At 53.8% G+C, this 11918-nt stretch carries 7 protein-coding genes and 2 tRNA genes; 6 read left to right on the top strand and 3 right to left on the bottom strand.

The window, feature by feature from the left end; translation table 11 throughout:
- Window positions 1-263: 263 nt before the first annotated feature.
- A complete protein-coding gene (gene gyrB, locus QZQ29_RS06965; protein WP_296961640.1) occupies window positions 264-2213 on the bottom strand; it encodes a DNA topoisomerase (ATP-hydrolyzing) subunit B in 1950 nt (649 codons plus the stop codon).
- A 568-nt stretch (window positions 2214-2781) separates the two neighbouring features.
- Here gyrB and QZQ29_RS06960 point away from each other — a divergent pair.
- Complete coding sequence (locus tag QZQ29_RS06960; RefSeq protein ID WP_296961635.1) at window positions 2782-3690, top strand: biosynthetic peptidoglycan transglycosylase; 909 nt, start codon at window positions 2782-2784, stop codon at window positions 3688-3690.
- 221 nt (window positions 3691-3911) lie between these two features.
- The gene (locus tag QZQ29_RS06955; RefSeq protein WP_296961633.1) at window positions 3912-4562 is read left to right on the top strand and encodes a hypothetical protein; all 651 of its coding nucleotides are present in this window, start codon (window positions 3912-3914) and stop codon (window positions 4560-4562) included.
- 48 nt (window positions 4563-4610) lie between these two features.
- Here QZQ29_RS06955 and QZQ29_RS06950 read toward each other — a convergent pair whose 3' ends face one another.
- On the bottom strand, window positions 4611-6236 hold the full coding sequence (locus QZQ29_RS06950) for a ClC family H(+)/Cl(-) exchange transporter (RefSeq protein ID WP_296961631.1): 1626 nt from the start codon (window positions 6234-6236) through the stop codon (window positions 4611-4613).
- A gap of 446 nt (window positions 6237-6682) precedes the next feature.
- Window positions 6683-7306, bottom strand: coding sequence for a cyclodeaminase/cyclohydrolase family protein (locus tag QZQ29_RS06945; RefSeq protein ID WP_296961628.1), 624 nt, complete (start codon window positions 7304-7306; stop codon window positions 6683-6685).
- 1112 nt (window positions 7307-8418) lie between these two features.
- Between QZQ29_RS06945 and QZQ29_RS06940 the strand changes: the two genes are divergently transcribed.
- The 4 genes from QZQ29_RS06940 to QZQ29_RS06925 all read left to right on the top strand — a co-directional run bounded on the left by QZQ29_RS06940 (window position 8419) and on the right by QZQ29_RS06925 (window position 11348).
- Window positions 8419-8494 (top strand) — tRNA-His (locus tag QZQ29_RS06940).
- Between the two features lie 57 nt (window positions 8495-8551).
- A tRNA-Gln gene (locus QZQ29_RS06935) sits at window positions 8552-8625 on the top strand.
- A gap of 802 nt (window positions 8626-9427) precedes the next feature.
- Window positions 9428-10723, top strand: coding sequence for an ArsB/NhaD family transporter (locus QZQ29_RS06930; protein WP_296961625.1), 1296 nt, complete (start codon window positions 9428-9430; stop codon window positions 10721-10723).
- A gap of 259 nt (window positions 10724-10982) precedes the next feature.
- On the top strand, window positions 10983-11348 hold the full coding sequence (locus QZQ29_RS06925) for a metalloregulator ArsR/SmtB family transcription factor (RefSeq protein WP_040380687.1): 366 nt from the start codon (window positions 10983-10985) through the stop codon (window positions 11346-11348).
- The last annotated feature ends 570 nt before the right edge of the window (window positions 11349-11918 follow it).

Genomic DNA, 11918 nt, shown 5'->3' with positions numbered 1-11918 from the left:
CTGCTTTTATAAGAATTTTTATGCACTGCTTCGTCATGGGACTCCTTAAATAGCTCGCTATTCCCTTTCCCATTCCTTGCATTGCATAAAAATTCTAGAATAAAAGCAGACAACGATTTAATCAGCGCTTCCCTAGGCGGCATTGATATTCATTGCCCGAAGGGCGTCCCTTGAGCGAAGCGAACACAACCTGCCTGCGCCAGCAGGCCACAACCCACGGCGAAGCCGTGCCCCTTTGCGCTCAAAGGGCGGCCTGGCGGCCTTTACAAATCCAGGTTGGTCACTTCCTTGGCGTGTTCTTCGATGAACCGGCGGCGAGGTTCTACCTTGTCTCCCATGAGGATGGTGAAGAGGCGGTCTGCTTCGATGGCGTCGGTGAGTTCCACTTTCAGCATGACCCGCTGTTCCGGGTTCATGGTGGTGTCCCAAAGCTGTTCGGGGTCCATTTCGCCAAGGCCTTTGTAGCGCTGGATGACGCAGCCGTCGCGGCCGATTTCATCAAGCATGCGGTTCTGTTCATCGTCGTCGTAGGTGTAGTATTTCTGCCGTCCCTTACGGATCTGGTAGAGCGGCGGCTGGGCGATGTATACGTGGCCTTCGGTGATTAAGGGCTTCATGTAGCGGTAGAAGAAGGTGAGGAGCAGGGTGCGGATATGGGCACCGTCCACATCGGCATCGGTCATGATGATGATTTTGTAGTAGCGGAGTTTGGTGATGTCAAAGTCTTCGCCTACGCCGGTGCCGAAGGCGGTAATCATGGTGCGGATGGCGTCGGAATTGAGGACTCTGTCCAGTCTTGCTTTTTCTACGTTCAGGATTTTACCGCGGAGAGGCAGGATGGCCTGGTAGCGGCGGTCACGGCCGGACTTGGCGGAGCCGCCGGCGGAGTCCCCTTCGACGATGTAGATTTCCGTAAATTTCGGGTCTTTCTCCGTGCAGTCCGCTAGTTTGCCGGGGAGGCTGGATACTTCCAGGGCGTTCTTGCGGCGGGTGAGTTCCCGGGCTCTCCTGGCGGCTTCCCTGGCCCGGCTGGCGGTGATGCCTTTTTCCACAATGGCCCGGGCTTCCTGGGGATGTTCTTCCAGGTAGGTCTTCAGGCCTTCGGAAACGATGTTGTCCACAATGCTCTTGACTTCCAGATTTCCCAGTTTGGTCTTCGTCTGGCCTTCGAACTGGGGGTTCGGCACTTTCACGGAAATGACGCAGGTGAGGCCTTCTCTCACGTCGTCGCCGGAGAGGTTGTCTTCGTTCTGCTTCAGGATGCCGCTCTTTCGAGCATAATCATTGAGCACCCTGGTGAGGGCGGCGCGGAAGCCGGCCAGGTGCATGCCCCCTTCCACGGTGTTAATGTCGTTGACGAAGGTGTACATGTTTTCGCTGTACCCGGTCTGGTACTGCATGGCAATGTCTACGATGACCTTGTCCTTTTCCCCTTCAAAGGCGATAACCGCCGGGTCCACCAGGTCTTTGCCTTCGTTCAGGAACTGGACGAATTCAGTGATGCCGCCGGCATAGTGGAAAACGTCCTGGTGGGTGGCGCCGTCCCGGTTATCCGTTAAGGTGATGGTGAGTCCTTTGTTCAGGAAAGCCAGTTCCCGCATGCGGATTTTCAGGGTTTCATAGTCGAAGTCGATGCCTTCCTTGAAAATCCGGATATCCGGTTTGAAGGTGACGGAGGTGCCGGTTTCATCGGTTTCGCCGTAGGTCCGCATATGTTCCGTCACGTCGCCCCGGGAAAGTTTCATTTCATGGAAATGGCCTTCTCTACGGACGGTGACCTTCATCCATTCGGACAGGGCATTCACCACGGAAATACCTACGCCGTGGAGGCCGCCGGAAATGGGATAGCCGTCGCCGCCGAATTTGCCGCCGGCGTGAAGGACGGTGAGCACCACTTCCATGGCGGGCTTGCCGGTTTCATGCATGCCCGTGGGGATGCCGCGGCCGTTATCGGTGACGGTGCAGCTGCCGTCGTCGTTCAGGGTGACTTCGATGTGAGTGCAGTAGCCTGCCAGCGCTTCATCGATACTGTTATCCACGACTTCATACACCAGATGGTGCAGGCCCCGGGCGGAGGTGGAACCGATGTACATGCCCGGACGGAGGCGTACCGCTTCCAGCCCTTCCAGTACTCGTATATCCTTCGCGCCGTAATCGCTCTTGCCATTCTCTTCTGCATGGCGGGCCTGGATTTCATGAATTTCTTCAGACATAGAACACTCCTTGACAAAAAAATGCAGCGGCCAGGTAAATGGACCACTGCCATTTATATATACTAATATACTTTATATATAGATTATAGCATAAATAAAGGATTTCTGCAGGAAATGGGAGCGGGCTGTTTACCGCCGGACACTGTCATGCTGAGCCCTATTCCTAAATGCAAGGGGGTTCAGGCGCCTTCGGCGCCCGGGTTCTATGGTCCGTGCGCTTCGCGCCGAACCATGGTTTCCGCCCACAGAGCGGGCTGGTTCAGAGGGAGTTATATATGCTGCCTGCGGCAGCGTCCCATGAGCGAAAGCGGACACAACCTTTCTACACAACCTGCGGCGTCAGCCGCACCCCTTCGCGCCCTTTGGGCGCCCCCTTTTGAACCCTTTGAACCTTCTGAACCCGACTGAGAAGTATTACTGTCCCACTGTCCCACTAGTTCACTAGCCCACTAGCCCACTAGCCCACTAGCTCACTTGCCCCCCATACAGCCGTCTGTCCCCAATTTCATAAGATATGGTACAATAAAAAAATAGGCATATTCTATTTTTACCATGCAAGAGGAATCCTATGAAAAAATTTCTATTTCTTCTAATCATACTGGGTGTGGCCGTATACTGGGGCATGTCCCAGGGCGACGACCTGAGCCGCCAGGCGAAGGCCTCCCATGGCGGCGCCGTGGCTGCCCGGCCGGTGAAGCCGGAAAAGGAGGAGAAGGGAATCATTGCGGAAGTGAAGGACACCGTGTCCACCCTGATTTCCGGCATGTCCTCCTCCCCCACGGCCCAGGGCACCGTGGAGAAGACGGAGAAGGCATCCCCTTCAACCGTGGTGAAGGAAAAGGCAGAGGCCGGCACGGTCCGCGAGAAATGGGACGACGTGGCCCATTTCAAAGAGGCTTTGGAGTCTCGGGTGCACAGGGAGAAGTTTGTGCCCTATGACAAGATACCGGACCTTCTGAAGAAGGGTATCATTGCCACCGAAGACCGGCGGTACTACGACCACGGGGCGGTGGACATCATCGGCGTAGGCCGGGCTTTCATCACCAATTCCATGGCCGGGGAAACCCTGGAAGGGGGAAGCACCATTGCCCAGCAGACGGTGAAGAACATTTTCCTTTCCAATGAACGGACCATGACGAGAAAGCTGGAGGAACTGGCGCTGGCGGTGCAGCTGGAACGGAATTATTCCAAGGAGGAAATCCTGGAGCTCTATCTCAATACCATTTATTTCGGCCATGGTGCCTACGGTGTAGGGGAAGCGAGCCGGGTGTATTTCGGAAAGGCGCCGAAGGATCTTGACCTTTCCCAGTGCGCCATGCTGGCAGGGCTGCCCCAGGCGCCTTCTGCCTACGACCCCATCAGCCATCCCCAGGAAGGGGCGAAGCGCATGACCACGGTGCTGGCCCTCATGGCCCAGGAAGGCTATATTACGCCGGAGGAGGCGGCGAAATCCGCCATGCACCTGTGGCTGAAATAATCCGCAGGCCCGGGAAGAAACGGTGCGGCCCCGGCAGACAAGCAGACTTCAGACAGGCTGCTGCCGTTTGAAAAATTTCAAGAAATATAAGACAAAGGAGTCGTGGGGAACAGGGCGGTAAGGAAATGAAATTTCTTTACCGCCCTGCCTTTTCATCGTTTCCGGCGGCGAGTATAATAAAGGAATGCAAATCTGAAATCGTTTGACAGGAGAGAGTTTTTATGGAATCTTTAACTTTCATCATCATTGCAGTCATTATTACGTCCATCGGTTTCCTCATCGGCTACCAGATGATACGGCTGCAGAAGAACGTGGCCCGCATCGTGGACCAGATTATTGAGCACCACAAGGGGGACCGGAGCTTCAGAGATAAGGAATTTATCCACTATTTCAAAGCCGGCGGCAATATCTGGCTCTCTGCCATGGATGACAAGTTCAAGAAAATGCTGTCCATGCAGAAATACACCGCCATGGCGGCTATGGCAGTGGCCGTGGTCATCATCGCCCTTTCTATTGTGCAGAATGTGTATCCCCTGGCGGCCTATCCGGTGCTGCTCATCCTCTTTCTGGGGAAGAACCTGCTTGATTTCAAGAGCGTAGCTTCCGATGACAAGACGAACAGCAGAAACGCCGTAGAATACTACAAGAAGGCCTATCCCGAAGATGCTTCCGCCAAGAACAGCGGCGAAGGCAAGACCGCTGACAAACTGGCAGGCTGGTTCCTTATCGCCAAGAGAATTGCCATCCGCACCGGTAAACTGGGCACCGGCAGCAAAGCCGCCGCTTCCCAGGGCGAAGAAGTAAGACCTTCCCGGGCCATCCGGAGAGGCAGCCCCGGACGAACCATCCAGAGACGGAGAGGCAGAAGATAATAAAAACGTGAAATCAGGAAATTCTGGTTTCACGTTTTTTGATGGATATTATTTCTTCCTCACAGAATCCGGCGGAACCTGTTCCTCGCCAAGCCTTTTCAATGTTTCCGCATTCTTGCTGGCGGTGAGGATGTAGAGGAAATCCTCTGCCTGGAGCCGGATGTCCGGGTCCGGAATCACGCTCTGGCCGTGACGCTTGAGGTCGATGATGATGGTCTGCCTCATGCGGGGCACATCCCGGATTTTCTTTCCCTCCAGAATGGAACCGCTTCCCACCGGCACTTCCACAATATTTCTCTCTTCCTCACAGGTCTTATCGGGCTTGGTGGAGAGGGATTTCTTGAGGAGGGCATCGTAGATGGGCTCGCCCTTCAGGAGTTCCGCCGTAATGTAGGCCACCGCACTTCCCAGGGCCAGGGCCATGAGGTGGCCGAAGTCGCCGGTCATTTCCAGGATGAGGAGGGTGCCGGTGATGGGGGAGCGGACGCTGGCAGCAAAGAGGGACACCATGCCGATGATGATGATATTGGGCGTATAGATTTCATTGATGAAATCCAGGGACACCAGCACATTGGCCTCCACGCTCCCCAAAAGGGCGCCGATGACGAGAAGGGGCAGGAAGAAGCCGCCGGGCACGCCGCAGCCATAGCTGATGAGGGTGAAAATATATTTCCCGAAAAGAAGGAGCAGCAGAAAGGAAAGGCTGTTGAAACGGCCCGCTGCCAGCTGGTCCACCAGGGTATTGCCGCCGCCCAGCACCTGGGGCAGGAAGAATCCCAGAAGGCAGGCGGAAAAGAGGGCAAAAAGGATTTTTACATACTGGTTTTTGAAAACGGGAAGATTATAAAAGCTGCCGGTATGAAGAAGGCCGTAGTTGAAGAGAATGCCAGCAAAACCGGCGGAAATGGCAATGAGCACCACCAGCCCCAGATGTTCTGTGGGCATGGGCACCAGGTTGATGAAATGGAAACTGGTGCTTCGCCCGAAGAAGAAATGGGTGACAATGGTGGCGGTGATGGCGCTGGTCATGGTGGGTAGGAGCACGGCGCCGGAGAAATTTCGGTGCAGTTCTTCCAGCGCAAACATCATGCCCGCCAGGGGCGCATTGAAAGCGGCCGCCAAACCGGCACTGGCGCCGCTGGTGATGAGGTAGCGCTCTTCCATGCGGGTGCGGCCCAGGAAACGGGAAATCCCCTGGCCTGCCACAGCGCCGATCTGGATGGAAGGCCCCTCCCTTCCCAGGGAAAGACCGGCGCCGATGCCCAGGGCACCGGCAATGATTTTCACCCAGAGAATGCGGAACCATTTCATTTTATACAGCCCCAGAATAACCCCTTTCACCTGGGGAATGCCGGAGCCTCCCGCCATGGGGGCATAGAGACACATGCGGTACAGGAGAAATCCCGTCACCACAAGGGCCGCGCCCCACAGAAGAAGAGGAACGAAATTTTCCTTCGCAGTGGCAGGAATGAGAAAGGCATTGTACACAAAAATGCGAAGCGCCTCCGCCTCTCCCAGAAGGAAACGGAAAAGGCTGATGCAGAGCCCGCCGAAAATGCCGACGAATATGCCTTCTATAAACAGACGGAGGCGGAATTTATGCCAGTTATCCAGGGCAACATAGGTTTCAAAGAGCTGCCTGCTTAATGACTGGGAAGAAGGATCTTCTTTCATGATAGGCCTCCTTTGGGATAGTGTATTAGGGAGCTGGTGAGCTGGTGAGCTGGTGAGCTGGTGGGCTGGTGGGCTAGTGGGACGGTGGGACAGTGGGGCTGTCGGCTTTCCGCTGTCCGCTTACCGTGGACCATGGGCTGTATTCCCGAAAGAAAGAGGGTTCAGGCGCCTTCGGCGCCCGGGTTCAAGCCGCCGTCGGGCTGTCGCCCTGGGCGTCCTGGGTTCAGCCCGGAATCGGCTCCGCCTTCCGGGCTGGTTCAGAGGAAGTTATAAAGCCCACTCCGTGGAGGCAGGGTGGGCGCCGGAGGCGCCATTTTATAATGCGCCCGAAGGGCGCCACCACCACCCTCTGAACCCGCCCGCTAAAAGCGGGCAGAACCTTTTGAACCCTCTGAACCCTCACGCCCAAAGGGCGTGTCCATGAACCCGGGCCGGAAAGCGCCCCCTTACAAATCCACCTGGTACGTGAGCACCGCATCGATGGCGGACACTGCGTTTTCCCAGCTGGTGATGGTGTCCTTCATTTCATGTTCATAGAATTCATCATCAATATATTTCATGTTGATTTTCACATTAATAATGGAAGCCTGGATGCAGGCGATGGCGCTCTGGGCAGCCATGATGGAATCGCTGAGGGCGTTTTTATTTCCCTTCAGCAGAAGATTCGTGAAGCTGGGGAGAAGTTCGCTCATGGTCTGGGCCATCTGCCGGGGAACGGCAATGGCTTTCTTGAAGGCTTCCAGCTGCTTCTCCTGCCGCTCTTCCAGAGGAAGATTCCGGATGGAACGGAGAGTTTCCATGAGCTCCAGGAAATTGGCGGCGTCTTCATCCATGAGATCCAGGAAAATGGAACGGGCCATATTGAATACCGCCGCATACTCCCCTGCCTTTTCATGAAACTGGGCGTAGTTCTTATTGGACTCGGTGAGATGGCATACCATCTCCGCCAGGGCGCAGGCCTGGGCACCCAGAAGTCCCGCAGCCGCACCGCCGCCGGGGGCCGGAGACCGGCTTCCCAGGTCATCCAGAAAATCATTAATCGTTCTTTCACGGAAAGCTTTCTTTTCCATACACATACACCTCGATGTTCAGATTACCCACGCGCTGCCGCAGTGGTTTGTTTACTATTATACACGGATTGGGGAAAGTTTCCTATGGAGATGAAACGCAATGGCGCCATGCCGGATGGGAAACCATTTGCGAATAGTTTCCTGTCGGTATGAAACGCAATGGCGCCATGCCGTTCTGTCATTTCGAGCGGAGCGAATCGGAGTCGAGAAATCTCCGGTCGAATAGTTTCCTGCTGAGATGAAACGCAATGGAGCCATGCCGGATGGGAAACCATACGCGAAAAGTTTCCTGCCGTGATGAAACGCAATGGCGCCATGCCGGACAGGAAACCATTCGCGAGAAGTTTCCTATGGAGATGAAAAGCAATGGAGCCATGCCGGATAGGAAACTGTACGCGAATAGTTTCCTGTCGGTATGAAACGCAATGGAGCCATGCCGTTCTGTCATTTCGAGCGGAGCGGAGTCGAGAAATCTCCGGTCGAAAAGTTTCCTGCCGTGATGAAACGTAGCGGCACCATGTCGGATAGGAAACTATACGCAAAAAGTTTCCTGCCGCGATGAAGCACGATGGTATCATGCCGGACAGGAAACTATATGCGAATAGTTTCCTGCTGAGATGAAATGCAATGGAGCTATGCCGGACAGGAAACCATTCGCAAAAAGTTTCCTGTTGAGATGAAACGCAATGGAGCCATGCCGGATAGGAACCCATTTGCGAAAAGTTTCCTGCCGGTATGAAACGCAATGGAGCTATGCTGGATAGGAAACCATTTGCGAGAAGTTTCCTGCCGCGATGAAGCACGATGGTATCATGCCGGACAGGAAACTATACGCGAAAGGTTTCCTGTCGGTATGAAACACAGCGGCATCATGTCGGATGGGAAACTGTACGCGAATAGTTTCCTGCCGCGATGAAACACAGTGGAGCTATGCCGGACAGGAAACCATTCGCGAGAAGTTTCCTATGGAGATGAAAAGCAATGGCGCCATGCCGGACGGGAAACCGCCGGGCACCGCCCGGCAGCTGCCCAAATAATTTTCTTGACTCACTTCTATGGATATGGTACAATAAACAACGTCATATGGCGCCTGTCATATGACTCCATATGTGGCGGGTGTGGTGAAGCGGCTAACACGGCGGATTGTGGCTCCGTTATGCGTGGGTTCGAGCCCCACCACTCGCCCCATTTTTTTTTACCTAAAAACAGGGATTCCGGGTGATATAGGCACCGGCTCCTTGATATGGGGGTATCGCCAAGCGGTAAGGCAACGGACTTTGACTCCGTTATCGGTGGTCCGACTCCACCTACCCCTGCCAGTCATCAAATCCTGCAGACAGCCCTCTGCAGGATTTTTTGCGTGGGCCGGAAGGACCGCTGCCCGCTTATCGCTTATCGCTATCCGCTATCCGCCCCACAGTCATTCTGCATCGGTCGGGCGAAGAATCTCGGTACAAGCCGTTAGGGAAGCGCTGATTAAATCGTTATTGGATTTCATTCTTGTATTTTTATTCAATGCAAGGAATCAGTTGACGCGAATAGCGAGCTGTTTAAGGAGACTGATGACGCAGTATTGGATAAAAATACATATGAAATCCGATTCTGCGAATGAATCAGTGCTTCCCTATGCCTCTTTGGCTGATAAATCCCGGTCGGCGCTTTTTTATAATGCGCCCGTAAGGGCACCGCCAAAACCCTCTGAACCTTCCAGCCGACAGGCCGGTCCATCTTAAGAACCTTTTTACGCAGCCCTTCCGCGCAGCCTGCGGCGAAGCCGCGGACCCTGCGCCCGAAGGGCGCTGGACTTCTCCCCAAACCCCGCAGAGCCCCATTTTTTCGGCTCCATAAATCCATAGACATATAAGTAATAAAAATGATTTATGATAATCATAAACTAAATTTTATATATTAATTTTCATCTTCCTCGCCATGTATTATTTATTTCTTCCATGCATTGTGTTAGAATAAAACTATCAAGCGATGTGGTGTTTCTTCATCGGGGACGTCGTGATTTCACATTCCGCAGTTCCGGAAAAGGAAGGGTCCGGAGGAACGCGGTCCCTCATTCCCAATGAAAATCTACGACCCTTTTCAGGGCAGTGAGAGGAGTTCAGGTATTTCATGACTACATTTCAATTCTACCTAGCCGTCATCATCTTCTGTCTCACGTATGTGGGAATCATGTCTGAAAAGTTCCCGAGAACCATCTGCGCATTGGTCGGCGGCGGCGCGATGATTTATGCCGGGTATGTGACTCAGTCGGAAGCCTTTGGGAAATATATCGACTGGAATACCCTTGGCCTTCTGGCAGGCATGATGATTCTGATTTCCGTGGTAAAGAAATCCGGTTTCTTCCGGGTGCTTGCTTTGTGGGCAATGAAAAAGTCCAAGGGGTCCCCGAGGGAGCTTCTGGTGCTCCTGTCCTGCGTGACAGCCGTAGGCGCTTCCCTCATCGATTCTGTCACCGCTGCCCTTCTGATTGCGCCCATGACCATTTCCCTCTGCCGCATGCTGAAGATTTCCCCGGTGCCGGTACTGGTTTCGGAAATCCTCATGTGCAACGTAGGCGGTACGGCTCTCATGATCGGCAACCCGCCGAACGTTATGATTGGTTCTGCCACCCATCTGGATTTCAATGATTTCCTTCTCAATCTGGCTCCGGTGGTTGTCATCACCATCGTGGCAACCCTCATCGGCATCCTCTTTATCTTCAGAAAAGAGCTGCCCCATGGACACCTTCCCCAGGAACAGATTGATGCCATCGATGTCATGTCTGCTGTGGAAGATAAGATGATTTTCAAGCGTTCCCTCATCGTCCTTGGCCTCACCATCGTAGGCTTCGTCCTTCATTCCCGCTTCGGTCTGCAGTCTGCCACCATCGCCATGACCGGCGGCGTGGTTGCCATGCTGGCATGCCATATTAATCCGGAAGATGCCATGAAGGAAGTGGATCTGGATACGCTGTTCTTCTTCATGGGCCTCTTCATCCTGGTAGGCGGCATGGAAAATGCCGGCGTCATCACAGCCATCGCTTCCTGGGGCGTGGCTCTGGCCAACGGGGATAACCACCTCATCACCTACATGATTCTCTGGCTCTCCGGTATTGCTTCTGCATTCATTGATAACATTCCCTTCACCGCAACCATGATTCCTCTGATTAAGGATATGCAGGCCCTCATGAACCTGCCCCATGCAGACTACATGTGGTGGGCACTGGCCACCGGCGCCTGCTTCGGCGGCAACGGCACCATGATCGGTGCTTCCCCGAACGTTATCATGGTGGCTATTGCGGCTAAAGAAGGACATAACATTTCCTTCGGCACCTTCATGAAATGGTGCTTCCCGCTGATGATTATGTCCCTTATCGTCACCAGCATCTACATCGAAGTCCGCTACTTCATGCTGGCCGGTATGTAATAGAAAATAAGGGGTACCATCATAATCCACCTGAAAGGGCCTGCCTTTTGGCAGGCCTTTTCTCATGGGTAAAATAGGGGAAATGGAGATAAATTGCACTGAATCGATAAAACTGGATTGACAAGAACAGGACGATGTTATAAAATGGACAAAAATAGATTTAAATGTGTCGATTCGTCATGCCTCATGGGCCGTTAAGTCTATGAAATATAATTATAAAATGTAATGAAGAATCAGCTGTTTAGAAAAGGGGTTTATTATGGATTTCCAACCGAGCTATAAAGAGTTTGCCACTATTTTCAAGGCGCTTTCCGACGAGACCCGTCTCCGGGTTGTGGATATGCTGTCCTGCCGTGAAATGTCGGCCTGCGACATTCTGTCAAATTTCACCCTGTCCCAGTCCACCCTGTCCTATCATATGAAGATCCTGATTGAGGCTAAAGTGGTGAATGCCAGAAGAGAGGGCCTGTGGACCAAGTATTCCATTAACGATGATACCTTCAATAAGATGATGGAGTTCATTCCGGAACTGTACAAAATGAAGGATAAATGCGTGTGCGAACAGATTAAGTACGTCAAAGTCCAGCCTCAGCAGGTTGGCGGAAAAGACGAATTCGGCAACTGATGAACATAGTTGAGACGCATAAAAAAGCCATCCCGCGGGGGATGGCTTTTTTATGCGATTTCGGCGGGTGGCTGTATTCCCGAAGGTTGACGCCCGCTGACGCGGGCGAGGATTGATGGCGCTATTGGGCCTGCGGCCCTCAGCGCCAAGGGTTCTATCCGGGACCGGCTGGCGCCTCCCGGATGTGTTAAGTGCCTGCGGCACAGGGAGTTATATAGTACCACTGCGTTGGCGAGGAAGACGCCCTGCCGGGTGCACAGCGAACACATTTTGTAGGAGTACCAGCGACGCACAAAATGTAGTGAGTCGTTTCCCCTTTAGGGGCGCCTATTTATATGCCGCTTCGCGGCAGCACGAGGTTCGCCGCCGATAGGCGGCATTTATACTGGCGCCGAAAGGCGCCGTACCTCCCCAGTGGAACGGTGCTATATAACTACCCTGGGCCGGAGGCCCTCAAACTGTCCGGAAGGCGAAGCCGATCCCGGACAGAACCCTTGGGGCCCAGGGCCGAAGGCCCGGCGGCCCCATCAACCCTCACGCCCGTAAGGGCGTGTCAACCTTCGGGAATAC

It is taken from the genome of uncultured Dialister sp. (assembly GCF_900538805.1).
In the GTDB taxonomy this organism is placed as follows: Bacteria; Bacillota; Negativicutes; order Veillonellales; family Dialisteraceae; genus Dialister.
Note: the sequence above shows the minus strand (reverse complement) of the source record. Positions and strands in the feature narration are given on the sequence as shown.

Bases quoted from the DNA above. Each gene is read 5' to 3' on its own strand.
- gyrB (WP_296961640.1), bottom strand. From the start codon at position 2,213: ATGTCTGAAGAAATTCATGAAATCCAGGCCCGCCATGCAGAAGAGAAT.
- QZQ29_RS06960 (WP_296961635.1), top strand. From the start codon at position 2,782: ATGAAAAAATTTCTATTTCTTCTAATCATACTGGGTGTGGCCGTATAC.
- QZQ29_RS06955 (WP_296961633.1), top strand. From the start codon at position 3,912: ATGGAATCTTTAACTTTCATCATCATTGCAGTCATTATTACGTCCATC.
- QZQ29_RS06950 (WP_296961631.1), bottom strand. From the start codon at position 6,236: ATGAAAGAAGATCCTTCTTCCCAGTCATTAAGCAGGCAGCTCTTTGAA.
- QZQ29_RS06945 (WP_296961628.1), bottom strand. From the start codon at position 7,306: ATGGAAAAGAAAGCTTTCCGTGAAAGAACGATTAATGATTTTCTGGAT.
- QZQ29_RS06930 (WP_296961625.1), top strand. From the start codon at position 9,428: ATGACTACATTTCAATTCTACCTAGCCGTCATCATCTTCTGTCTCACG.
- QZQ29_RS06925 (WP_040380687.1), top strand. From the start codon at position 10,983: ATGGATTTCCAACCGAGCTATAAAGAGTTTGCCACTATTTTCAAGGCG.